Raw genomic sequence first — 22,727 nt, forward strand, 5'->3', positions numbered from 1 at the left:
CCCCATGAGCGAGCAGCCGACCGGCCGGGACCGGCTCCGGGAGCTGCTCGACGCCGTGCTCGACGAGGACCACCGCACGCTGGGGGACATGGCCGGAGGCGCCTACGCCTCGCCCTACCACTTCAGCCGGCTGCTGCGCCGCGACGCCGGCGAGCCGCCGGTGGCCATGCGCCGCCGGGTCATGCTCGAGCGCGCGGCCTGGCAGCTGCGGCGGGGCACGAGCGTGACCGACGCGGCGTTCGCGGCCGGCTACGAGTCGGTCGAGGGCTTCAGTCGCGCCTTCGTCCGCGCGTACGGCCGCACGCCGAGCACCCCCACCGACGCCCACCACTGGCTGCCCGCGCCGAACGGCATCCACTTCCACCCGCCCACCTCGCTGTGGGTGCACACCGAGGAGCGGCGCATGGACCCGCTGACCGAGCAGCTCGTGGCCCACGACCTCGACGACACCCGCGCCCTGCTGGAGCTGGCCAAGGGGCTCGACGACACGGCGTACCGGCGGGTCCAGCTGCCCGGGAACGACGTCCTCGGCTTCGACGGCCCCGACGAGTCGCTGGCCGACGCGCTGCGCCACCTGGTCGCCACGAAGGAGGTCTGGCTCGCCGCCGTCGAGGGCACCGACCACCCGCCGGCGCGCGGTGACGAAGCGGCCACGCTGCTCGAGCGGCACGACGACGTCGCGCCGCGCTGGCTGGCGGTGGTCCGCGACGTCGACCCGCCGCGGCGCCTGGGACGACCGGATCGTCGACGCGCTGTGCGAGCCGCCGGAGAGCTTCGTGCTGAGCAGCGTGGTCGCGCACGTGCTGACCTTCTCCATCCACCGCCGCCAGCTGGCCCGGCAGCTGCTGCGCGGCTGTGGCGTCGAGGTGGACACCGGCGACCCCATCACGTGGCTGCGGGGGAGGACCGAGGCGTGAGGACCGTCTACTACACCGCGATGACGCTGGACGGCTTCCTGGCCGACGAGCACGACTCGCTGGACTGGCTGTTCGTGCAGGACCAGGACGAGTCCGGTCCGCTCGCCTACGGCGAGTTCATCGCCGGCGTCGGTGCGCTGGCGATGGGCGCGACGACCTACGAGTGGGTCGCCGACCACCTGGCCTCGTCAGGCGAGCCGTGGCCCTACGCCCTCCCGACCTGGGTGGTCACGCACCGTGACCTCGCGCCGGTCGAGGGCGCCGACGTGCGCTTCGCCCGGGGCGACGTCGGGCCGCTCCACGACGAGCTGGTCGCGGCCGCCGGCGGCCAGGACGTGTGGATCGTCGGTGGCGGGGACCTCGCCGCGCAGTTCGCCGAGGCCGGGCACCTGGACCAGCTGGTCTGCCACATCGCCCCCGTCACCCTCGGCGCCGGCCGCCCGCTCTTCCCGCGCCGCTGGCACCTCGCGCTGGTCGAAGTGCACCGCAACCGTGACTTCATCGCGGCGCGCTACGACGTGCTCGGACCTACGCTGCCCGCGTGAGCCTTCCCGAGCCCGGCCCCGACCGCGTCGCCCTGGTCACGGGCGCCTCGAGCGGCATCGGCGCCGAGATCGCCCGGGAGCTCGCCCGGCGCGGTCACCGGCTGGTGCTGGTGGCCCGCAGCGAGGACCGGCTCCGCGCCCTCGCCGACGAGCTCGGTGGCCACCAGGTCATCGCCCTGGACCTGGCCGACCGGACCGCGCGCGCGACCCTCCCCGGCCGGGTCGAGGGGACGGTCGACGTCCTCGTCAACAACGCCGGCTTCTCCACCATGGGCCCGGTCTCCCGCGCCGACCCCGAGGCCGAGCTGGCGCTGGTCGACCTCGACGTCGGTGCGGTGGTCGACCTCTGCGCGCGCTTCGTGCCCGGGATGGTCGAGCGCCGCCGCGGCGCGGTGCTCAACGTCGCCTCGACCGCCGCGTTCCAGCCGTTGCCCGCCCAGGCGGCGTACGGCGGTGCGAAGGCGTTCGTCCTCTCCTACACCCAGTCGCTGGTCGGCGAGCTGAAGGGCACGGGCGTGACCGCCAGCTGCCTGTGCCCGGGCCCGGTGCACACCGGCTTCGGTGAGCGCGCCGGGTTCACGCAGGAGGAGGCCGAGGCGGCGCTCCCGAGGGCGATGTGGGTCGAGGCGGCCGAGGTCGCCCGCCAGGCCGTCGACGGGCTGGACCGCGGCCGGATGGTGGTCATCCCGGGCGTGGTCAACCGGGTCGCCGCCCGCCTGGCCCAGGTCACGCCGCGCACCTTGCTGCTCCCCGTGCTGCGGAGCCACCCAGGCTTGAAGTAGCACCCTTTCGGGTACGTCGCGCGACATGTTCAAGGCATCCCTCGTCGCCCTCAGCACGGCCGCCCTCGCGGCCGCGGCTCTCCAGGGCCCGCCTGCGCAGGCCGACCAGACCAGCGCGAAGACGGCCCAGGCCGTCACCACCACCGCGAAGACGGCCGCCAAGAAGGCCAAGGAGCCCAAGCGCCGGGCCACCGTCGTCGGCAAGGGCGGTGCGGTCACCTCGGTCGACCCCTACGCCTCCCGCATCGGCCTCAAGGTCCTCAAGGAGGGCGGCAACGCGGTCGACGCCGCGGTCGCCACCGCGGCCGCGCTGGGCGTGACCGAGCCGTACAGCTCTGGGCTCGGCGGGGGCGGCTACTTCGTCTACTACGACGCGAAGAGGGGCAAGGTCTCCACGCTCGACGGCCGCGAGACCGCGCCGCGCCGGATCAAGCCGGACGCCTTCATCGACCCGGCCACGGGCAAGCCCTACACGTTCACGCCGGACCTGGTCACCAGCGGCGTCTCGGTCGGCGTGCCCGGCACCCCGAAGACCTGGCAGGCCGCGCTGGACCGCTGGGGCTCGATGGACCTGGCCGACGTGCTGGCCCCGGCCGCGAAGCTGGCCAGGAACGGGTTCGTCGTCGACCAGACCTTCGCCCAGCAGACCGCGGACAACCGCGAGCGCTTCAACGCGTTCAGCTCGACCCGCAAGCTGTTCCTGCGCCACGGCCAGGCCCCCAAGGCCGGCAGCGTGCTGCGCAACCCCGACCTCGCCGCGACGTACGACCTGCTGTCCCGCAAGGGGATGGGCGCGTTCTACAAGGGCCCGCTGGCCAACCAGATCGCCAAGACCACGCGCAAGCCGCCGGTCCGCAAGACCGACCTGCCGGTGCCGCGCGGCTCGATGACGCCCAAGGACCTGCGGAAGTACGACGTCGTCCAGCACGAGCCGACCCAGGTCGACTACCGCGGGTACGACGTCTACGGCATGCCGCTGTCCTCCAGCGGTGGCACCACCGTCGGCGAGGCGCTCAACATCCTCGAGCGCTACGACCTGAAGTCGCTCAGCCCGGCCCAGGTGCAGCACCTCGTCATCGAGGCCGCCCACCTGTCCTTCGCCGACCGTGCGAAGTACCTCGGCGACCAGGACGGCGTCCCGGTGAGCACCCTGCTCTCCGACCTGTACGCCCAGGAGCGGGCCTGCCTCATCGACCCGACCAAGGCCTTCGCCGTGCCGGTCCCGGCCGGCAACGTGGCCAACGCGGACGGCGTCTGCGCCACGCCCAACACCCGCGGTGAGGACGCGCCCGACACCGAGAACGTCAACACCACGAACCTCACGGTGGCCGACAAGCAGGGCAACGTCGTCGAGTACACCCTCACCATCGAGCAGACCGGCGGCTCCGGCATCGTCGTGCCCGGGCGCGGCTTCCTGCTCAACAACGAGCTGACCGACTTCAGCACGGTCTACGACCCGGCCGACCCCAACCGGATCGAGCCCGGCAAACGGCCCCGCAGCTCGATCTCGCCGACCATCGTGCTCAAGGACGGCAAGCCGTTCCTCGCGGTCGGCTCGCCCGGCGGCTCGACGATCATCACCACGGTGCTCGGCATCCTGGTCAACCGGATCGACCTCGGGCTGACCCTGCCCCAGGCCATCGCCGCGCCCCGCGTGGCGCCGTCGAACAAGACGCCGGTCCCGGCCGAGCAGGCCTACCTCGACGCGTACGGCGCCGCGCTGGCGGCGCTCGGCCACCAGCTCACGGTGGTGGGGGCGGCCGGCACGTCGGCGGCGGAGATCGGCGCGGCCACCGGGATCGAGTTCGGTCCCGGCCAGCAGCTGACCGTGGCCGCCGAGCCGGTGCGCCGCGGCGGTGGCGCCGCCACGGTGGTCAAGAAGTAGTTCGGAGGCCGACGGCGGTCACCCCTACGCTGGAGGGGTGACCGCCGCTGCCCTCCCGTCCGCCTGGGCGACGATCGACTCCGTCGACGAGCTGGTCGCCCTGGTCGGCGAGCCCAACGAGCGGGCCGCGACCAAGGGCCGGCCGGCCCTGCTCGACGTCGACCGCGCGTGGCTCGCGGCCTCGCCGTTCTGCGTCGTGGCGACCGCCGACGCCGAGGGTCGCTGCGACGCCTCGCCCAAGGGGGACCCGGCCGGGAGCCTGGTCCACGTCCTCGACGACCACACCATCGCGCTGGCCGAGCGGCCCGGCAACCGCCGGGTGGACGGCTACCGCAACGTGCTGGAGAACCCGCACGTCGGGCTGAACTTCTTCATCCCGGGTCGCGGCGACACCCTGCGCATCAACGGCCGGGCGCGCCTGGTCGGCGACGCGCCGTTCTTCGACGCCATGGTGGTCAAGGGCCACCGTCCCCTGCTCGCGCTGGTCGTGGAGATCGAGGACCTGTTCTTCCACTGCGCGAAGGCGTTCCTGCGCTCCGGGCTGTGGAAGCCCGAGACCTGGGACCCGGAGGCGCACGTCCCGCGGCGCGCGGTCATCGCCAGCCAGGTCGAGCCGGCGGGCATGTCGATCGCCCAGCTCGACGACTACTACGACGAGTCGAACTACGAACGTGGCCTCTACTGACTACGCCTTCCTCAAGGGGCACGGCACCGAGAACGACTTCGTCCTCCTGCCCGAGCTCGACGAGGCGCTGCTGACCCCCGAGCGCGTGCGCGCCCTGTGCGACCGGCGCGCGGGGATCGGCGGCGACGGCGTGCTGCGCGTGGCCCGGCGCGACGAGCGCTGGTTCATGGACTACCGCAACAGCGACGGCTCGGTCTCGGAGATGTGCGGCAACGGCATCCGGCTCTTCGCGCGCTACCTCGTCGACGCCGGTCTCGCGCAGAGCCCGATCGAGGTGGACACCCGCGACGGCGTCAAGACGCTCACCGTCGACGGTGAGCTCATCACCGCCGACATGGGCGCCCCGAAGCTGCTCGGCACCTCCACCGTCGCCGTCGGCGAGCGGTCCTGGGAGGCCCGGCACGTCGACATGGGCAACCCGCACGCCGTGGCGTTCGTGGACTCCCTCGACGACGCCGGCCCGCTGCACGACGAGCCGTCGTACGACGCCGGGGTCTACCCCGGGGGCGTCAACGTCGAGTTCGTCGTGCGCCGGGGAGACCGGCACGTCGCGATGCGGGTGCACGAGCGCGGCTCGGGCGAGACCCGCTCGTGCGGCACCGGCGCCTGCGCGGTCATGGTGGCCGCGGCCGCGGACGAGCGCGAGCCCGGCGTCGACCTGACCTACCGCGTCGACGTCCCCGGCGGCACGCTCCACGTCACCTGGACCGCGGACGACCGGGTGCTGCTCACCGGGCCCGCGGTCATCGTGGCGCGCGGGACGACCGCACTCTGACCACGACCGCGACGACGAGCACGGCCAGCAGCGGCCACGACCCCGGCAGCACCAGCACGTCGCGCACGCCGTCCCAGACCGACCTGGTCAGCACCACCGTGTCGTCGACCGCCCGCGAGCTCCACCAAGCGGTGACGCCCAAGGCGAGCTGCGTGGCCATCGCACCGGCGCTCGCGTAGACCAGCCACGCCGGGCTCCCCAGCACGACCAGCGCGAACACGCCGAGCAGCAGGAGCACCGCGGTCATCACCCCGGCACCCGCCGCCACCCGGTAGTCGCTCCGGTCGGCCTCGGCGCCCAGGAACTGCACGTGCACGGTGACGGTGCGCACCAGGATGCCGTTGACCCAGCAGGCGAGGACCGCGACGCTCAGGCCGACGACGGCGAGCGCACCGCGTCGGGACTCCACGGCCCCACCCTGCCAGGACGGCGGCCCGGCGCGCCGGTCACCACCGCGACGACGAGGAGCGCGGCCAGCGGCCACGAGGTGGGCACCAGCGCCGCTCCCTCGACGTACGCCGCGTGGAGGGCCGGCCAGCGGTGGGCCGAGGGCAGGCAGGTCGCGACCACGCCCGCCTGGACGACCAGGCCGACCGCAGCCGGGACGGCCGCCGACCAGGTCCGCCACCGCACCCGGACCAGGACCGCCCCCGCCGCCAGCAGGACGGCGCTGCCCACCGCGATCCCGACCGCGTCGCGGTAGTCGCCGGGCGAGGGCTCCTCGCCGAAGAACGCGAGCGTCGCGAAGAACCAGCCGACCGGTCCGGCGACCCCCACCGCGAGCACGCACGCCCCGACCACGGCGTGCCCGACGGGCGGCAGCGGCCGACGGGGTCCCTCCTCGCGCAGCGGTGCCGCCACCGCCGCGACGACCACGGCCAGCAGCGGCCACGAGCTGGGCAGCAGCGCGGGCGACACGCTGCGGCCGTCGTCGCCCGCGCTCGCGGCCAGCACGACCAGGTGGCTCACCGCGCCGACGCCGAGCACGTGCAGCCACCACGGCGCCCGCAGCACGGCCAGCGCGACCAGGCCGAGGGCCAGCACCCCGGCCGACGCCCAGGCGCCGTCCGGGCCCTGCGCGAGGCGACCCAGGGCCCCGGCCCAGGCGCAGACCAGAGCGAGCAGGAGCAGGACGACGGCAGGGGCGGGAGGGACGCACCAGCCCAGGCTGCGCCGCGCGGCGTACCGCCGACATCCGCCCGCGTACTCAGCCCGGGCCACCCCTATGCTCCGGAGCCATGGACATCTCTGGATCGACCGCCATCGTCACCGGCGCCGCCTCCGGCATCGGCGCGGCCTGCGCCCGTCAGCTCGCCGCGAAGGGCGCGACGGTCGTCGTCGCCGACCTCCAGGCCGACAAGGGCGAGGCGCTGGCGCAGGAGATCGGCGGGGTGTTCGCCCAGGTCGACGTGACCAGCACCGAGCAGATCACCGCCGCGGTCAACGCCGCCGCCGAGATCGCGCCGCTGCGCGCCGTGGTCAACTCCGCCGGCATCGGCTGGGCCCAGCGCACCATCGGCCGCGACGGCCAGATCGAGTCCGCGCACGACCTCGACGCGTTTCGCCGGGTCATCGCGATCAACCTGATCGGCACCTTCGACATGGTCCGCCAGGCCGCCACCGTGATGAGCCGCAACGAGCCCGACGCCGACGGCCAGCGCGGCGCGATCGTCAACATGGCCAGCGTCGCGGCCTTCGACGGCCAGATCGGCCAGGCGTCGTACAGCGCCTCCAAGGGCGGCGTGGTCGGCATGACCCTCCCGGTCGCCCGCGACCTGTCCGCCTCCGGCATCCGGCTCAACACCATCGCCCCGGGCCTCATCGACACCCCGATCTACGGCGAGGGCCCGGACTCCGAGGCGTTCAAGGCCAAGCTCGGTGAGAGCGTGCTGTTCCCCAAGCGCCTCGGCGTCCCCGAGGAGCTGGCCAGCATGGTCGTCGAGTGCCTGACCAACTCCTACATGAACGCCGAGGTCATCCGGGTCGACGGCGGCATCCGGATGCCCCCGAAGTAGCTCAGTCGGCCAGCGCCTCGCGCTCCTCGGCGGTGAAGGCCGCCATCGGGGCGGCGGGTGCGGTGAGCCGGTCCTGGCGCAGCTTGCCGATCTTGGCGCTGGCCGCGCCCATGGCGGCGCCGGCCTTGGACCGGCCGTAGGTCACCGACGCCTCGCGGGCGACGCCGAGGGAGGCGCCGACCTCGATGGCGTCCTGGTCGGCGCCCATGTAGAGGAACTGCCAGCCGTACGCCTCGCTCTGCTGGGTCACCAGCGCCTTGATGGCGGGGTGCGTCCACTCGCGGCTGGCGTTCTCCAGGCCGTCGGTCATCACGGCCACGATCACGGTGCCGGGCCGCTCGTCCTCGGGCAGCGCGGCCAGCCGGGCGCCGGCGTCGGTGATGGTGCGGCCCATCGCGTCCAGCAGCGCGGTGCTGCCGCGCGGTGCCAGCACCAGGGGAGGCACGTCGGCCAGCGGGCGGTCGGCGTAGACCACGTCGTACTGGTCGTCGAACTGCGCCAGCGTCACCCGGCACTCCCCGGGCGCCCGGCGCTGCTCCTCGACGAAGGCCGCGAAGCCGCCCTCGGTGTCGGTCTTGATCGACTGCATCGAGCCCGAGCGGTCCAGCAGGAAGTACACGTGGGTCAGGTCGGGACGGGTCATGCTGTCCTCCTCAGGACTTCCGACGCGGCTTGAAGCGCATCGGTGCGGGTGGTGCAGCGGGGGCGGGTCGCGGGGTCCCGGACTCGTGGTCGTACTTCGCGCGCTCGATGGCCGCGGCGGTGACCCGGCCCTCGTCGTTGGCGTAGGCGCCGAGCTTCCGGGTGCGGGCCAGGCGGGGCGGCACGGCGTTCTCGGTGAGCCCGGCCGCGGCCCCGGCGGAGCGCAGGGACACCTTCCCGTCGAGCAGCGCCTCGGCCATCGACTCGTCGATGAGCGCGGTCAACCGGTCGGCGGCCTCGCGCAGGTGGGGGAGCGCCGTGCCGGCGTCCTGGTCCACGGCGGCGTCGAGGGCCTCGCGCACGGCGTCGAGCTGCTTCGGGTCCGGGGTCATGTCGACCAGCGTGCCGCACAAACTGCGGATACGCAACAAATGCGACCCCGCACTCAGTGCGGAGACGAGGCGATCGGGCCGGCTCCTGCCCGTGGCGTCAGGAACGGCGCCGTGGTCCACCACGCTCGAGCCGGCCCGACCAAGCGCTGAGGTCGAGCACCACGTCGGCGCGGGTCGCGGCCGCCTCGACGAGGGTGGCGTTGGGTTGGTCGACCCGCTCGACCCAGGCCTCGGCGTGGGACGGCGCACGGCCGGCCGCGACGTGCCGGGCGACCAGCCGCTGGAGGCGGACGGCGTCGTCGGTGACCACGTGCCAGACCGCGTCGAGCTCGAGGCGCACCGGACGCCACTCCGGACGGTCGAGCAGCAGGTAGTTGCCCTCGGTCAGCACCAGCCCGGCCGAGCCCGGCACGGGGATCGTGTCGGCCCGCGGGTCGGGCTGCCCGTGCTCGAACGACGGCGCCAGGACGTCGCCACCACAGTGCAGGCGACGCAGCAGCGCGGCGTACGCCTCGGCGTCGAAGGTGTCGGGCGCGCCCTTCGCGTCGAGCCGCCCCCGGGCGACGAGGTCGGCGGTGGTGCGGTGGAAGCCGTCCATGGGCACCACCGGCGCGCCGTACGCCGTGGCGAGGGCCCGCGCGAGCGTGGACTTGCCGGCGCCGGGCGCGCCGCTGATCCCGAGCACGAAGCGGCCCGAGGGCAGCGCGTCGGCCAGGTCGGCGACCTCGTGACCGTCGGGGGAGACCAGCACCGGCTCCTGCACGGTCACGAGGATGTCACCTGCGGCGGATCTTGAGGACCGTCACCGAGACCGGGGTGCCGTCGCGCAGCAGCTGGAGGCGGACCTTGGTGACCTTGCCCTTCTTGAGGGCCTTGAGGCCCTGGGGCGTCAGCTTCAGCTTGAGCGTGCCCTTCTTGCCGGCCGCCACCTTGTAGGTCTTCTTCTGGGAGATGACCTTCGCCTTCTTCTTGGCGTTGGTGGTCAGCCGGGCCTGGCCCGCGCAGGCCTGGGCCGCGTCGGCCGGACAGGCGAGCTTGAGGCCGACGGCGTTCTCGCTCAGCACCAGCGGCTTCTTGGCGCCCTTGACCGTGCCGGGAGCCGCGCCGAGCAGGACCGAGCCGTCGCCCGGGTCGACGTTGGTGGTCTGCAGTTGGTCGGTCGTCGTGCGGATGACGACGTTGTTGGCCGAGTCGGTGGCGTAGATCGCGCCGTCCTTGCCGAAGGTGAGCGACACCGGGGCGTAGCCGCCGATGGCGGTCAGCGTGCCGCCCCTCCCGCTCGGGCTGATGTGCCCGATGCCCTTGGCCGCGCCGATGCTGGTGAACCACATGTTCCCGTCGGGTCCCTGGACGATGTCCGCGGGAGCGGTGCGCGACCCTGTGTCGAACGCCGTCACCTGGCCGCTGCCTGCGTCGACGTAGCCGACCGACCCGTCATCCGGAGAGGTCGCGAACGTCCCGCCGAAGTAACGACCGAACCAGATCGAGCCGACCGGTCCGGCGGCGATGGCGTAGGGGTAGGCCGCGTAGTCGTTGGCCGGGTAGGCGACCCCACCGGAGGCGTCGGCGTTGAGGTGCGTGAGCCCGGAGTCGGTGCGACACCAGAAGCTGCCGTCGGCGGCCCGTCCGAGCCCGTCCCCGCAGGCGGGTGAGTTGGCGCTGGACAGCAGCGAGTTGCCGACGATCCGGACGATGAAGTCGTCGCCGGCGTCGGAGGCGGTGATCCATGGGGTGCCGTCAGCGGCGACCCGGATCTCGCGGCCGTAGACGCCGATGTCGTAGGGCCCGCGCACAGCCTGTCCGGCGTCGTTGACGCCGGCGACGTACTGGCCAGAGTTGTAGAGCACCCACACCGTGCCGTCCGCGGCCACGTCGACGTCTTTGGCGACGGTGGAGTCGAACTCTGCGTAGAGGTTGAACTCCGTGACCTGGCCGGTCGGGGTCATCCGGGCGAGCTTGTTGGCCTCGGTCTCGATGAACCACAGGTTGCCGTTGGGCGCCGTGGCGATCCGCCCGAGGCCGGCACTGCTGGTCGGGACCGGGAAGACCTGGGTGGCCGCGCTCGCGGGCGCGGCGGTGGCCACCCCGAGCAGGGCGAGCCCGCCCACCAGCAGCAGCAGGCTGGAGACGGCGGCGACGACGCGGTGGCGCATGGGTTCCCCCCGAGACAGGTCTTGGACGCTGGGACATGCCTACCAGGGTTCGCCGACAGCGCAGAAACGACTCGTCTCCGCGCTGAGACGCGACGTAGTCTTGAAGGCACATGACGAACGCACGAGAAGACTTCACCCTCGACGCTGAGCTCGAGGAGACTGACGACTGGGACGCCGTCGAGCTGGTCGACGCCGGCGGCGACGACCCCGAAGAGGCGGCGGACGAGCCCACCGTGGGCGCGATGGAGCTGGCCGAGCGCCACGCCCTGCGCCGCGTGGCCGGTCTGTCCACCGAGCTCGAGGACATCAGCGAGGTCGAGTACCGCCAGCTGCGCCTCGAGCGCGTGGTGCTCGTCGGGGTGTGGACCGACGGCTCGGTCGAGGACGCCGAGAACTCCCTGGCCGAGCTCAAGCTGCTGGCCGAGACCGCCGGCTCGGAGGTCCTCGAGGCGATCTACCAGCGCCGGCAGTCGCCCGACCCCGCGACGTACGTCGGGCGCGGCAAGGTCGACGCGATCCGCGAGATCGTCCAGGCCACCGGCGCCGACACCGTGGTCTGCGACGGCGAGCTCGCCCCGAGCCAGCTGCGCAACCTGGAGGACCGGCTCAAGGTCAAGGTCGTCGACCGGACCGCGCTGATCCTCGACATCTTCGCCCAGCACGCGAAGTCCGGCGAGGCGCAGGCGCAGACCGAGCTCGCCCAGCTGCAGTACATGAAGCAGCGGCTGCGCGGCTGGGGCGGCAACCTGTCTCGCCAGGCCGGTGGCCGGGTCGCCGCGGGCGCCGGCATCGGTGGCCGTGGTCCCGGTGAGACCAAGATCGAGACCGACCGCCGCCGGATCAACACCAAGATCGCCAAGCTCAACCGCGACCTGCGCGAGATGAAGAAGACCCGCGACGCCAAGCGCTCGCTGCGCCAGGCCCGGCACATCCCCGCGGTGGCCATCGCCGGCTACACCAACGCCGGCAAGTCCAGCCTGCTCAACCGGCTCACCGACGCCGGCGTGCTGGTCGAGGACGCGCTGTTCGCGACCCTGGACCCGACCACGCGTCGGACCACGACCGCCGACGGCCGCGTCTACACCATGAGCGACACCGTCGGCTTCGTCCGGCACCTGCCGCACCAGCTCGTCGAGGCCTTCCGCTCGACGCTGGAGGAGGTGGCCGACGCCGACCTGATCCTGCACGTCGTCGACGGCTCGCACCCCGACCCCGAGGGCCAGCTCTCCGCGGTGCGCGAGGTCTTCGCCGAGATCGGTGCGGGCGACGTCCCCGAGATCGTGGTCATCAACAAGGTCGACGCCGCCGACCCGCTCGTCGTCGCGCGCCTGCAGCGCGAGGAGCCGCACTCGGTGGTGGTCAGCGCCAGGACCGGCGCCGGCGTCCGCGAGGCGCTGGCCTACGTCGAGGGCGAGCTGCCGCGACCGGGCGTGGAGTTCAAGGCGCTGCTGCCCTACGAGCGCGGCGACCTGCTCAACAAGCTCCACCAGCACGGCGAGATCGACCTGCTCGAGCACACCGCCGACGGCACCCTGCTGGCCGGCCGGGCCAACGAGGACCTCGCCGGCGAGCTGGCGGCGTACGCCGTCTAGGGGCCGCTTGGGGTGTCTCCCGGGTCACCCCTGAATGGCCCGGTCTAGCCATTCGGAAATCGTCGCCGCGACCGCACACTTGCTCCGTGCTCTCTCGGGTCCTGCTGGTGCGCCGTCGCACCGCGCTCACCTTGGCGCTGGCGCTGGTCGTCGCGCTGGTGGCCACCGGCGTGTTCGCCGCGCGCGCCAGCGCGAACCTCTCGCGCTGCGAGCGGTTCGCCGCCGCCTCGGTGGCCCGGGCCCAGCACGTCACCGGCCAGGGCGAGCGCGTCGTGGTCATCGGCGACTCCTGGTCGGCCGGGCTCGGGCTGGACCGCCCGGTGCAGTCGTGGCCGTCGCGGCTGCCGGGCCGGGTGCACGTGGCGGGCTTCTCCGGCTCCGGGTTCAGCGAGGACGCCTCGCCGTGCGGGCGCGTCAGCTTCGCCGACCGCGCGCCGGCCGCGCTCAAGTACGGCGCCGACCTGGTCGTGGTCGAGGGCGGCCTCAACGACTACGACCGCAGCCGCGCCGAGATCACGGCCGGCTTCGCCCGCGTCATGCGCGACACCGCGGCGTACCCCACCGTCGTCGTCGGCCCGGCCAGCGCGCCGTCGCGAGCGAGGTACGTGCCGCGCGTGGACCAGCTGCTGCGCGAGCTGTGCGCGAAGTACGGCGTCCCCTACGTCTCCACCGTCGACCTCGACCTGCCCTACCGCGACGACCGGCTGCACCTGACCCCGACCGGCCACCGGCTCTTCGGCGACGCCGTCGCGGCGCGCATCGCGCTGGCCACGCAGGGCTAGGCCCGGCTAGATCCCCGCCACCCGCTTGAGGTCGGCCAGGATCCCCGGGAACCCGGTGATCATCAGCGTCAGGTGGCCGTCGTCGTCGCTCAGGTGGGCCTCGGCCCCGGGCACGTGCTCGGCCAGCCAGGCGCCGTGGGCGAACGGCACCATCGCGTCCTGGCGGCCCTGGTAGACCAGCACCGGCACGGCGATCGCGCGCACGTCGAAGCCCCAGGGCCGGACCGCGGCCTGGCCGTCGTCGAGGACGCCGGCGATGCGCTGGGCGCCGGCGCGGTGGAAGGTCTCGGTCATCCAGGCGGTGAAGCCGCGGTCCATGGCCGCGCGGTCGGCGGGGGGCAGCAGGCCGCCCATGGCCTCCTCCATGTCGTCGACGTCGGCGAGCAGGACGGGGAGGAAGTCCTCCTCGAGGTACGCCGCGTACGCCGCGCGGGAGGTCTCGGCGGCGGTGTACTCCGCGACGTTCTCCTCGGCCATGCCGGCCTTCCAGTCCAGCCCGGCGCCGTCGTGCGGGCCGACGCCCGCGATCGAGGCGGCGGCCAGGCAGCGGCCACCGAGGAGCGCGGCGCAGCCGAGCGCTCGCGGGCCGCCGCCGGACCAGCCCGACGTCACGAACCGGTCCACGCCGAGGGCGTCGAGGACCGCGGCCGCGTCGGCCACGTCGTCGACCATGCGCGGCTCGTCGCGCGGGAGCGCGGTCGAGGCGCCGTACCCTGGTCGGGAGTAGGTGATGAAGCGCAGCCCGGCGGCGCGGGCCGCGTCGTCGAACGGCTCGTAGGGCACGGCCGCCGACGGCGAGCCGCCGTGGTGGAGCAGCGCGAAGCCGTCCGGGTCGCCGCCGGAGAGCACCTCGAGGGTCCGGCCGTCGGGGGTCTCGACCTGCTGGAAGTCCGCCACAGGCGTGAGCCTAGGCGCGAGGGGTCAGCCCGCCGGCAGGGTGAGGGTGAACGTGCTGCCCTCACCGAGGCGGGAGGCCACGTCGACGCGGCCCTGGTGGCGCTCGACGATGGTGGCCACGGTGGCCAGGCCGAGACCGGTGCCGGGCTCGCGCAGCGCCTGGGGGTTGGTGGTCCGGAAGAACGCCTGGAACAGGCCGCGCTGGTCCTCCTCGGAGATGCCGAGCCCGGTGTCGGTGACCGCGAGGACCACGTCGTCGTCCTGGTGCTGGGCGGCGATGACGACGCTGCCGCCGGCGCCGGTGTACTTCACGGCGTTGCTGACCAGGTTGCCGACGAGCCGGTCCAGCTCGACCGCGTCGCCGCAGACCGTGAGCGGGTCGGGGCCGAGGCGGACGGTGAGCGAGACGCCCTTGGTGCGGGCGGTGGACTCGACCAGGCTGACCACCTCGCGCGTCACCGCGCGCAGGTCGACGGGCAGGCGGACCAGCGGGTGCGAGGGGTTGCTGACCCGGGCCAGGAGCAGCAGGTCGTCCACGACCTGGCGCATCCGCTCGGTGCCGCGACCCATGGCCTGGTGGTAGCGCGTCGCCTCCTCGTCCAGGTCGGTGTCGCCGAGGAGCTCGAGGTTGCCGGAGATCACGGTCAGCGGCGTGCGCAGCTCGTGCGACAGCATGGCGATGACCTGGCTGCGGTAGTCGTCCATGCGCTGCAGCTCGACGACCAGGTTGCGCTCGCGCTCGAGCGCGCGGGCGGTCATGAGGACGGCGCCGAGGTCGTGGCCGATCTGCTGCACCGAGGCGACCTCCACCGACGACCAGCCCGGCTGGTCGGGGTCGCGGGAGAGCACCATCAGGCCGACGCACTCGTCGCCGACCCCGAGCGCGACGCCCAGGACGCGGGAGTCGTCGCGGCGCAGCAGGTGCGCACGCACGGTGGCCGGCAGCGACTCGGGCTCGGTGTCGTCGGGCAGCACCAGCGGCCGCTGCCGGTCCCAGAGCCGCGGGGCGAGCTCGCTGGTGAAGGCCAGGACGTCCGGGTCGATCTCCACGCGCTGGCCGGTGCGTGTGCGGGCCACGCTGATCGGCGGCCCGTCGGGCTGGAACACGTGGACCCACGACCCGCGCGCGTCGAAGCTGGCCACCAGCTGGTCGTGGGTGTGGCGCAGCACGTCGTCGAGCGAGTCCAGGGTCGGCCGCGAGGCGGACCGGATGAGGTGGCGGGCCGACTCGGCCTGCGCGACCTGCTCCAACAGCGCCTCGCGCTCGAACAGCGTGAGCACGGCGCGCTCGGCCTGCGCGGCGTACCGCTCCAGCAGCGAGAGCTCGCGCGCTCCCGGGCGCCGACCGGACGCGGGACGGTCGACCGAGAGGATGCCGACCACGGTCCCGTCGTCGTCGCTCAGCTCGGCGAACAGCTCCTCGCCCTGGCCCCAGGCGTCCTCGGCGTCGCTCGGCACCGGGTCGAAGTGGATCCAGTGCCCCTCGAGCTCCTCGACCGGGGTGGGCTCGATGTAGCGCAGCCGGCGTCCCCACGGGGTGGCACGGGCCAGGACCGGCTCGATGACCGAGACCGGGTCGGGCTGCTCCATGTACTCGCGGTGCTCCTCCGGTCCGGTGTAGGCCAGCGTGACCAGCTCGTCGCCGAGCACCACCGAGAGGGCCGCCACCTCGAAGCCGATCAGCTCCGCGACCGACTCGACCATGAGCTGCAGCACGGCGCGCGCGGACGAGTCCGACCAGGTCGTCCGGTCGGGCTCCCCCACGGCGCGCCGCCCACGCGGCAGAACCTATCGGGCGAGCCGGGCGCCGACCGGGCTTTCGCGCAGTTCGGACGTCGTCCACAGGCGCGGGCGCGGGGCACCGGAGCTGTCGGCCCGCCGCCGTAGAGTCTCCGGGTGACCGCCGCAGCCCAGACCGAGCCCAGTGCGGTCGGCAGCGCGGTCTCCGCCACCCTCGCCACGGCGGTGACGGCCCTGGGCGGCCAGGAGCGACCCGGCCAGGTCGAGATGGCCGAGGCGGTCGCCGAGGCCATGGGCGGCGGCACCCACCTGCTCGTCCAGGCCGGCACCGGCACCGGCAAGTCGCTCGGCTACCTCGTGCCCGCCCTGCTCCACGACCGCCGGGTGGTGGTGGCCACGGCGACCCTCGCGCTGCAGCACCAGCTGGTGGAGCGCGACATCCCGCGGCTGGTCGAGGCCGTCGGCACCCTGCCGGGCGTCGACGCGTCGTACGCCGTGCTCAAGGGCCGCTCCAACTACGCCTGCCTGCACCGCATCCGCGCCGGGGTCCCCGACGACCAGGGCACGCTCGTCGACGTGCCGCAGGGCCCGCTGGCCACCAAAGTGCTCGAGCTGCGGGCCTGGGCCGAGCAGGAGGTCGAGGACGGCGGCACCGGCGAGCGCGACCACGCGCCGCGCCACACCGACCGCGAGTGGCGCCAGGTCTCGGTCAACCACCGCGAGTGCCTGGGTGCGGCCAAGTGCCCGTTCGGTCAGGAGTGCTTCGCCGAGCTGGCCCGCGAGAAGGCCCAGCGCAGCCACCTCATCGTCACCAACCACTCGCTGCTGGCCATCGACGCCGTCGAGGGCGTGCCGATGATCCCGGAGTACGACGTCGTGGTGGTCGACGAGGCCCACGAGCTCGTGTCCCGGGTGACCCAGGCGGCCACCGACGAGCTGTTCGCCGCCGACGTCGACCGGGCCGCCCGCCGCTCCCAGCGCCACGTCGAGGGCAGCGAGGCCGACGACCTGGCCGACGCCGGAGACGTGCTCCGCGACGCCGTCAACGACCTCGACGCCGGCCGCGTCGACACCCTGCCCGACGCGCTCGGCGACGCCCTGGTCGCGGTCCGCGACGCGGCGCGCGCCTGCCTCTCGGCGTACCCCAAGGACGCGAAGAGCGCCGGCGACGACGGCGACGCCGGGCTGACCCAGGCCAAGGGCGCGGTCCAGGACGTCTTCGCCACCGCCGAGCGGATGGCGGCCCACCGGGAGTCCGACGTGCTCTGGGTGGCCGAGGGCGGTGAGCACAGGCCGCCCCACCTCGCCGTCGCGCCGCTGCAGGTGTGGGGGCCGATGCGCGACAAGCTGCTGACCGACAAGCTGGCCGTCTTCACCAGCGCCACGCTGCGGCTGGGCGGCGACTTCGGCGCCGTGGCCGGCAGCTTCGGGCTCAAGCCGAGCGAGGACGTCGACCGCGCGGGTGGGCAGGAGCTCGAGCGCGACGAGGACACGCTGCCCTGGCGCGGGCTCGACGTGGGCAGCCCGTTCGACTACGGCCAGCAGGCCATCCTCTACGTCGCCCGCCACCTCCCGCCGCCCGGCCGCGACGGGCTCGGCGCCGCCCAGCTCGACGAGATCGTCGAGCTCGTCGACGCCTGCGAGGGCCGCGCGCTGGGCCTGTTCTCCAGCCGCCGCGCGGCCGAGGCCGCCGCCGACGCGGTCCGGGTGCGGCTGCCGCACCTGACCACGCTGGCCCAAGGCGACGCCCAGCTGCCCGAGCTGGCCCGGCAGTTCAAGGAGGACCCGCACACCGCGCTGTTCGGCACCCTCTCGCTCTGGCAGGGCCTCGACGTGCCCGGCGACACCTGCCAGCTGGTGCTCATCGACCGGATCCCGTTCCCGCGGCCCGACGACCCGCTGATGAGCGCCCGCCAGCGCGCGGCCGACAAGGCCGGCGGCAACGGCTTCATGCAGGTCGCCGCCACCCACGCCGCCCTGCTGCTGGCCCAGGGCGCCGGTCGCCTCATCCGCACCCACGCCGACCGCGGTGTGGTCGCGGTCCTCGACCCGCGGCTGGCCACGGCCCGCTACGGCCCCTTCCTCAAGGCCAGCCTGCCGCCGATGTGGACCACGACCGATCCCGCGGTGGTGCGCAAGGCCCTGGCCCGCCTGGCCGCGGCGGCACCCTCCGACGCGCGCTAGAAGAGCTCGACGCCGAGCCAGCGGGCGACCAGGCCCAGGTCGCGCTCGACGTCGGTCAGCGCCACGACCACCGAGCGGTCCCACTGCGGTGTCTCGCGCAGGTGGTCGACGAACGTGCTGAGCTCGCGCCAGCCGTCCTCGAGCTGCAGCACGACCAGGTGCGGGTCCACGCCGTCCACGACGGCCGTCGCGGCGGCGACGCTCTGCCGGGCCACCTCGAGCGACGGGGTGCGGAGCGCCGGCGCGGCCTCCCAGCGGTACGTCGCCCGTCCGAGCGCCTGGTGGGCCGCGTCTCCGGCCGCCACGCACGCGGTGGGCCGACCGGCCAGCTCGCAGGCCTCGACCAGCTCGCGCAGCGGCTCGGTGTCGGCGTCGGACCCGAAGCTGATCACGTAGCCCCGCCGGTCCGAGCGCCGCTCCGGCGCCAGTCCGGTCGGCCAGCGCGAGAACAGGTGGCCGCCGACCGTGCGCAGCTGCCGCCCCGCCGCGGGCGCGACGGCCCGGCCCAGATCGACGGTGTGGAGCGGCATGCCCCGACAACGCGCGCCTGGCAGCCGGGTCACGGCGACGTGCGCACTGGTCTAGAGCCGCGAGCGCCCTTGGGAGCACCGAGACGTCCCCGGAGCCGACGTGCTCCGGGACCGCGTGCCCGGCGCGGATGAGACCCTGGGGCATGGCCTACCGCGTCGTCGCGACCGCCGCCCTCACCCTGGCGCTGCTGGGCTCCGCGTGCGCGTCGAGCTCCTCGGAGCCGCCGGTCGAGAGCCGGGAGCCGGCTGCGCGGGCGGTGACGGCCGGGTCCTCGTCCGCGGCCCCGGTCCGCCCCGCCGCCGCGACCGCGACGCCGACCGCCGTACCCCCGGCCGCACGCGGGAAGACCCGCCTCAGTGGCTGCAACACCGACGGCGCGGCCCTGGAGGTCTGCTTCTCCTCACCGGCGACCAAGGGCGGCAGCGACCCGGCGGTGGTGCGCCGGTTCGTCGAGCTGTTCAACGCCGCGGGCGCCGGCGACTCGCTGCGCATCGCGATGTTCCGCTGGGACATCCCGGCGACGACCAAGGCGCTGGTGGCCGCGCAGCAGCGCGGCGCGCACGTGGAGATCGTGGCCGACGCCGACATGACCACCAAGGCGGCCGGGCGGGCGGTGATCGCCCAGATCGAGGCCGGCGACCCCGCGCCGGGCAACGTCGTGGTCTGCCAGGGCGCCTGTCTGCCGTGGCGGGGGAGCGGCCCGGCCCCGCCGTCGCAGGACGTCAACCACCTCAAGCTGCTGCTGGCCGACATCGACGGCCAGCGCTCGGTGGTGACCAGCTCGAGCAACTTCGAGGGGCGCCAGTACTCCCAGGTCAACAGCCTGGCCCGGGTCACCGACGACGGCTACTACGCCTTCGCGCTGGACTACTTCCAGCGCCTGCGCGCGCAGAGCTGGACCGTCGGCGGCCAGACGTGGGGCGACGCGCAGAAGACCTACGCCGGCCCACCGGCGGCGATGGTCTACCCGCGCAAGGGCGACATCGTGCTCAACACCCTCAAGCAGACGCACTGCGTGAAGGGCGCGCGCACCGTCGACATCATGGTCGCGGTCATCCAGCGCTACGACGTCCGCGCGCAGATCGGGCGGCTCTGGCGCGAGGGCTGCCAGCTGCGCATCGTCACCACCCGCGACCTGATCGAGAACTGGCTCCAGCGCCCGTTCCGGCTCCCGGGCGGGCAGAGCGTCGACATCGCCGACAACCTGGTGCGCACCATCGTGGCCCACGACAAGGTCTACGCGATCCACGCCAAGATCGGCGGCAAGGTGCAGTACGCCGTGGTCACGGGGACCAGCAACACCACCTGCGGCGGGCTGCTCTACAACGACGAGCTGATGTTGCGCCTCGAGGGCCAGTGGGCCTTCAGGGCCTACCGCGCCCACGTGAGCGACGCCTTCCGCCACGCCCACCAGTCCCGCGAGTCCGCGACCCCGGTCCAGGCCCGCTGCCACTGAAACGTCGCCCCACGCAGCAGCCGGCCCCGGTGACCGTGAGGTCACCGGGGCCGGCTGGTGTGTAGGTCAGCTGTCTCAGGCGGCCTTGACGGACACCCGGGAGCGCTGGTTGTCGAACACGGCCTTGCCGGAGCAGGAGACCGCGTTGCGCTGGTAACGACCGCACTGGCGGTACTTGGTGCTGGCGTTGACCAGGGTCACGTCCACCGACGTCACGCTCGGGTCGAAGGCCACCGTGGCCTTGCCCTTGCCCTTGCGGTTGACCTTGATGGCCTGGATGGAGAGCACCGCGCCGTTGGCGCCGTAGGCGACGTAGATCGCCTTGGAGCCGTGGGACTTCGGGGCCATCCGCAGCTTGACCTTCAGCGCCGAGGCGCCGCCACCGTTGGCGATGTTGAGCGTCGCGCTCGTGAGGTGGTCCAGGTTGAGCTTGCCCTTGGCGCCCTTGCCGCCGGCGAGCGTGACCGAGCCGGCAGCCGGCTTGATCGGGTAGTTCTGCTCGACGCCCTCGTCGAAGATCGGCGTGTGGGTGAGCCGCGTGGCCGCGGAGTAGTAGGTGAAGAAGTCCGCCAGCGACGTGCCGTTCTTCTTGAGCACCTTGTTGATGGCCTGCGTGGAGTAGAGGTTCTTGCGGCCCTTGGAGCTGTCGGCCGCCTCCCAGATCTTGAGGATCACGTTGGGCAGCAGACCGGTCTTCTCCGGGTAGGTGTTGCTCATCAGCCGGAAGAAGTTCCACACGCCGTACTGGAAGACGCCGGTGTCCTCGAACTTGTCCATCGACCGTCCGGGCGAGGTGATCGGGCTGCGGCGGAGGTACTGGACGTTGTCGTTGACGTCGTCGTACAGCTCGTCCTCGGCCCAGGTCGCGGTGGCCTCGAGCAGCCAGTCGTCGTCGAGTGCGTCGTAGGCGAACTGGGTCGCGTGGAAGTACTCGTGCGCCGCGGTGACCTGCAGGTTCTGCAGCGGGGTGTGGCTCGGGAAGCCGGCGTAGTCGTTGTCCAGGACGCAGTAGGCCCAGACGTCGTGGTGCCGCCCGCGCAGCCGCTGGTCGGTGGTGCAGTAGCCGTAGAGGCCCGGCTCGAGCGAGTCGAGGTAGATGTCGATGCGGTTGTCCCCGCCCTTGCCCTTGTCGGGCTTGGGCCGGCGGTAGCCCGACGCGGCGTAGGTGTTGGCGACGTTCTGCACCGTGGCCAGCGCGACGTTCTGGTCGAACGCCGCCGGGTTGAGCTCGGCCGGGTCGTAGTGCAGCAGGATGTTCTCGTCGCCCACCGTCGCCGGCTTGTCGGGCCGCTGGGCCAGCCGGTCGGCGGCCGCGCGGTCCGCGGGGGAGAGCGCGTCCTTGAGCATCCACAGCTTGCGCAGGGCCAGCGTCGCGTCGGGACGCTGGTTGGCCGGCGTGCTGGGGCTGAACGCCTTCTGGGCCTGGGCCAGGGCGGCCTTGGCGCGCCAGGTGCGGTCGTGCTTGACGGCCGGCTTGGCGACGCTCGCGGTCCGCGCGGCGGACGGAGCGGCCAGCGCGGGCGTGCTCAGCGTGGTGGCGACGAGCGCGAACGCCGCGGCCACCGCCGCCGTGAGCACGAGCGCCGGGTTGCGGCGCGCCCGTGAGGTCGTGGGCATGGGTTCTCCGAGTCTGTAGGGAAGGTCGACGAGGTCGTGTGGACCCTACCCCGGAAGACGGACACCGAGACCGTACGGTTGGGTGCTGGTCTGCAGCTGTCCTGGAGCCGTGACGCCGCGCGCCGACGCGCCGCTGCGGCCGGTCAGGGCAGGCGGCGCAGGACCGCGGTGACCTTGCCCAGGATCGAGGCGTGGGTGCCGTCGATCGGCTCGTACGCCGGGTTGTGCGGCAGCAGCCAGACCCGGCCGTCCTTGCGCTGGAAGGTCTTGACGGTCGCCTCGCCGTCGATGAGCGCGGCCACGATCTCGCCGTTCGACGCGGTCTGCTCGCGGCGCACGACCACGAAGTCGCCGTCGCAGATCGCCGCGTCGATCATCGACTCCCCGGCCACCTCGAGCATGAACAGCTCGCCGCTGCCCACCAGCTCCTGCGGCAGCGGGAAGACGGTCTCGAGGTTCTGCTCGGCCAGGATCGGGCCACCGGCCGCGATCCGACCCAGCATCGGCACGTAGGTCGCGGGCGGGACGGCGTCGCCGATCCCCGTCTCGTCGTACGGCGTCTCCTCGGCCGAGGAGACCGACTTGCGGGCGGCCATGACCTCGGGCAGGAACACCTCGAGCGCGCGCGGGCGGTGGGGGTCACGGCGCACGAAGCCCTTCTCCTCCAGCACCTTGAGCTGGTGGGCGACCGAGGAGGAGCTGGTCAGCCCGACCGCCTCGCCGATCTCGCGCATGCTCGGTGGGTAGCCGCGCTGCTCCATGAAGTCGCGCAGGTGCTCGAGGATGCGCTGCTGGCGCGCGGTGAGCCCCGTCGCGTCCGCGGGGCCGTCGGGGAGCTCGGTGACGGTGCCGCTGATGCCGCCGCCGGCAGCGGAGGAGCCGCCGCCCGGTCCAGGAGTCTGTCCAGCCATGCGCTGACCGTAGCGACGGCGTTGCCCGGTTTCAAACACCTGTTCGAACGGGCGTGTCGCTCGTGGCGGACCACGCCTCGCGCGAGGTGGCGCCCCGCGCCGCCTCTCACGTCGGGCGGGCGCGACACGCCGCTCGAACAGGTGTTTGAAATCGTTCGAACACCTGTTCTACGCTCGTACACGTGTTCGATCGACCGCTGGTCGGACCGGCGCCGCCGAGGACTGT

The 22,727-nt window shown here is 73.5% G+C and carries 21 protein-coding genes; 10 read left to right on the forward strand and 11 right to left on the reverse strand.

Annotation, left to right across the window (positions count from 1 at the left end; translation table 11 throughout):
- Positions 1-4 precede the first annotated feature (4 nt).
- The 5 genes from G5V58_RS25695 to dapF are packed head-to-tail and all read left to right on the forward strand — an operon-like array spanning position 5 to position 5,589.
- Positions 5-1,462 (forward strand): helix-turn-helix domain-containing protein, encoded by a 1,458-nt coding sequence (locus G5V58_RS25695; RefSeq protein ID WP_230486980.1) that lies wholly within the window; start codon positions 5-7, stop codon positions 1,460-1,462.
- Entirely contained in the window at positions 1,459-2,244 is a 786-nt protein-coding gene (locus tag G5V58_RS00855) for an SDR family NAD(P)-dependent oxidoreductase (protein ID WP_165227917.1), read from the forward strand. The genes G5V58_RS25695 and G5V58_RS00855 overlap by 4 nt, the downstream gene beginning before the upstream one ends.
- A 25-nt stretch (positions 2,245-2,269) precedes the next feature.
- Positions 2,270-4,129, forward strand: coding sequence for a gamma-glutamyltransferase (ggt, locus tag G5V58_RS00860; RefSeq protein WP_165227919.1), 1,860 nt, complete (start codon positions 2,270-2,272; stop codon positions 4,127-4,129).
- Positions 4,130-4,166: 37 nt separating this feature from the next.
- Positions 4,167-4,814 (forward strand): pyridoxamine 5'-phosphate oxidase family protein, encoded by a 648-nt coding sequence (locus tag G5V58_RS00865; RefSeq protein WP_230486981.1) that lies wholly within the window; start codon positions 4,167-4,169, stop codon positions 4,812-4,814.
- The gene (gene dapF / locus G5V58_RS00870) at positions 4,801-5,589 is read left to right on the forward strand and encodes a diaminopimelate epimerase (RefSeq protein ID WP_165227921.1); all 789 of its coding nucleotides are present in this window, start codon (positions 4,801-4,803) and stop codon (positions 5,587-5,589) included. Before G5V58_RS00865 ends, dapF begins: the two co-directional genes overlap by 14 nt.
- On the opposite strand, the gene G5V58_RS00875 is transcribed toward dapF, so the two are convergent.
- Both G5V58_RS00875 and G5V58_RS00880 read right to left on the reverse strand, forming a co-directional pair.
- Positions 5,558-5,998, reverse strand: a complete 441-nt coding sequence (locus tag G5V58_RS00875; RefSeq protein WP_165227923.1) for a hypothetical protein — start codon at positions 5,996-5,998, stop codon at positions 5,558-5,560. The genes dapF and G5V58_RS00875 overlap by 32 nt on opposite strands.
- The gene (locus G5V58_RS00880; RefSeq protein WP_165227925.1) at positions 5,959-6,633 is read right to left on the reverse strand and encodes a hypothetical protein; all 675 of its coding nucleotides are present in this window, start codon (positions 6,631-6,633) and stop codon (positions 5,959-5,961) included. Before G5V58_RS00880 ends, G5V58_RS00875 begins: the two co-directional genes overlap by 40 nt.
- 194 nt (positions 6,634-6,827) lie before the next feature.
- Between G5V58_RS00880 and G5V58_RS00885 the strand changes: the two genes are divergently transcribed.
- On the forward strand, positions 6,828-7,604 hold the full coding sequence (locus G5V58_RS00885) for an SDR family NAD(P)-dependent oxidoreductase (protein ID WP_165227927.1): 777 nt from the start codon (positions 6,828-6,830) through the stop codon (positions 7,602-7,604).
- A gap of 1 nt (position 7,605) precedes the next feature.
- On the opposite strand, the gene G5V58_RS00890 is transcribed toward G5V58_RS00885, so the two are convergent.
- The 4 genes from G5V58_RS00890 to G5V58_RS00905 all read right to left on the reverse strand — a co-directional run bounded on the left by G5V58_RS00890 (position 7,606) and on the right by G5V58_RS00905 (position 10,791).
- Entirely contained in the window at positions 7,606-8,247 is a 642-nt protein-coding gene (locus G5V58_RS00890) for a vWA domain-containing protein (RefSeq protein ID WP_165227929.1), read from the reverse strand.
- Positions 8,248-8,257: 10 nt separating this feature from the next.
- On the reverse strand, positions 8,258-8,638 hold the full coding sequence (locus G5V58_RS00895; protein WP_165227931.1) for a hypothetical protein: 381 nt from the start codon (positions 8,636-8,638) through the stop codon (positions 8,258-8,260).
- 97 nt (positions 8,639-8,735) lie between these two features.
- Positions 8,736-9,407, reverse strand: a complete 672-nt coding sequence (locus G5V58_RS00900; RefSeq protein ID WP_230486982.1) for a nucleoside/nucleotide kinase family protein — start codon at positions 9,405-9,407, stop codon at positions 8,736-8,738.
- Between the two features lie 7 nt (positions 9,408-9,414).
- Positions 9,415-10,791, reverse strand: a complete 1,377-nt coding sequence (locus G5V58_RS00905; RefSeq protein WP_165227933.1) for a Vgb family protein — start codon at positions 10,789-10,791, stop codon at positions 9,415-9,417.
- Positions 10,792-10,901: 110 nt separating this feature from the next.
- Between G5V58_RS00905 and hflX the strand changes: the two genes are divergently transcribed.
- Together hflX and G5V58_RS00915 are read left to right on the forward strand one after the other, a co-directional pair.
- Positions 10,902-12,383, forward strand: a complete 1,482-nt coding sequence (gene hflX, locus G5V58_RS00910) for a GTPase HflX (protein ID WP_165227935.1) — start codon at positions 10,902-10,904, stop codon at positions 12,381-12,383.
- A gap of 86 nt (positions 12,384-12,469) precedes the next feature.
- Positions 12,470-13,165 carry an SGNH/GDSL hydrolase family protein gene (locus G5V58_RS00915; protein ID WP_165227937.1) on the forward strand — a complete coding sequence of 232 codons (696 nt, stop codon included), beginning with the start codon at positions 12,470-12,472 and terminating at the stop codon, positions 13,163-13,165.
- Positions 13,166-13,171: 6 nt separating this feature from the next.
- Here the strand turns inward: G5V58_RS00915 and G5V58_RS00920 are convergent, their stop codons facing one another.
- Both G5V58_RS00920 and G5V58_RS00925 read right to left on the reverse strand, forming a co-directional pair.
- Positions 13,172-14,062 (reverse strand): alpha/beta fold hydrolase, encoded by an 891-nt coding sequence (locus G5V58_RS00920; protein ID WP_165227938.1) that lies wholly within the window; start codon positions 14,060-14,062, stop codon positions 13,172-13,174.
- A gap of 24 nt (positions 14,063-14,086) precedes the next feature.
- Entirely contained in the window at positions 14,087-15,826 is a 1,740-nt protein-coding gene (locus G5V58_RS00925; RefSeq protein WP_165227940.1) for a sensor histidine kinase, read from the reverse strand.
- A gap of 243 nt (positions 15,827-16,069) precedes the next feature.
- Between G5V58_RS00925 and G5V58_RS00930 the strand changes: the two genes are divergently transcribed.
- Positions 16,070-17,986 (forward strand): ATP-dependent DNA helicase, encoded by a 1,917-nt coding sequence (locus G5V58_RS00930; RefSeq protein ID WP_165238481.1) that lies wholly within the window; start codon positions 16,070-16,072, stop codon positions 17,984-17,986.
- Here the strand turns inward: G5V58_RS00930 and G5V58_RS00935 are convergent.
- Positions 17,983-18,516: a hypothetical protein gene (locus G5V58_RS00935; protein ID WP_165227942.1), complete on the reverse strand. Its 534-nt coding sequence runs from the start codon at positions 18,514-18,516 to the stop codon at positions 17,983-17,985. The two genes, G5V58_RS00930 and G5V58_RS00935, sit on opposite strands and share 4 nt — an antisense overlap.
- A gap of 143 nt (positions 18,517-18,659) precedes the next feature.
- Here G5V58_RS00935 and G5V58_RS00940 point away from each other — a divergent pair, with 143 nt between their 5' ends.
- Positions 18,660-19,973 (forward strand): phospholipase D-like domain-containing protein, encoded by a 1,314-nt coding sequence (locus G5V58_RS00940; RefSeq protein ID WP_165227944.1) that lies wholly within the window; start codon positions 18,660-18,662, stop codon positions 19,971-19,973.
- A gap of 75 nt (positions 19,974-20,048) precedes the next feature.
- Here the strand turns inward: G5V58_RS00940 and G5V58_RS00945 are convergent, their stop codons facing one another.
- Together G5V58_RS00945 and lexA are read right to left on the reverse strand one after the other, a co-directional pair.
- Positions 20,049-21,590, reverse strand: a complete 1,542-nt coding sequence (locus tag G5V58_RS00945) for an MXAN_6640 family putative metalloprotease (RefSeq protein WP_165227946.1) — start codon at positions 21,588-21,590, stop codon at positions 20,049-20,051.
- Between the two features lie 143 nt (positions 21,591-21,733).
- A complete protein-coding gene (gene lexA / locus G5V58_RS00950; RefSeq protein ID WP_165227948.1) occupies positions 21,734-22,501 on the reverse strand; it encodes a transcriptional repressor LexA in 768 nt (255 codons plus the stop codon).
- Between the last annotated feature and the right edge of the window lie 226 nt (positions 22,502-22,727).

The sequence above is a fragment of the Nocardioides anomalus genome, from assembly GCF_011046535.1.
Lineage (GTDB): Bacteria > Actinomycetota > Actinomycetes > Propionibacteriales > Nocardioidaceae > Nocardioides > Nocardioides anomalus.

Excerpts from the sequence above, each read along its gene's own strand:
- ggt (WP_165227919.1), top strand. The coding sequence starts at position 2,270 with ATGTTCAAGGCATCCCTCGTCGCCCTCAGCACGGCCGCCCTCGCGGCC.
- G5V58_RS00895 (WP_165227931.1), bottom strand. The coding sequence starts at position 8,638 with ATGACCCCGGACCCGAAGCAGCTCGACGCCGTGCGCGAGGCCCTCGAC.
- lexA (WP_165227948.1), bottom strand. The coding sequence starts at position 22,501 with ATGGCTGGACAGACTCCTGGACCGGGCGGCGGCTCCTCCGCTGCCGGC.
- hflX (WP_165227935.1), top strand. The coding sequence starts at position 10,902 with ATGACGAACGCACGAGAAGACTTCACCCTCGACGCTGAGCTCGAGGAG.
- G5V58_RS25695 (WP_230486980.1), top strand. The coding sequence starts at position 5 with ATGAGCGAGCAGCCGACCGGCCGGGACCGGCTCCGGGAGCTGCTCGAC.
- G5V58_RS00935 (WP_165227942.1), bottom strand. The coding sequence starts at position 18,516 with ATGCCGCTCCACACCGTCGATCTGGGCCGGGCCGTCGCGCCCGCGGCG.
- G5V58_RS00940 (WP_165227944.1), top strand. The coding sequence starts at position 18,660 with ATGGCCTACCGCGTCGTCGCGACCGCCGCCCTCACCCTGGCGCTGCTG.
- G5V58_RS00885 (WP_165227927.1), top strand. The coding sequence starts at position 6,828 with ATGGACATCTCTGGATCGACCGCCATCGTCACCGGCGCCGCCTCCGGC.
- G5V58_RS00945 (WP_165227946.1), bottom strand. The coding sequence starts at position 21,590 with ATGCCCACGACCTCACGGGCGCGCCGCAACCCGGCGCTCGTGCTCACG.
- G5V58_RS00905 (WP_165227933.1), bottom strand. The coding sequence starts at position 10,791 with ATGCGCCACCGCGTCGTCGCCGCCGTCTCCAGCCTGCTGCTGCTGGTG.
- G5V58_RS00890 (WP_165227929.1), bottom strand. The coding sequence starts at position 8,247 with ATGACCCGTCCCGACCTGACCCACGTGTACTTCCTGCTGGACCGCTCG.
- G5V58_RS00930 (WP_165238481.1), top strand. The coding sequence starts at position 16,070 with ATGGCCGAGGCGGTCGCCGAGGCCATGGGCGGCGGCACCCACCTGCTC.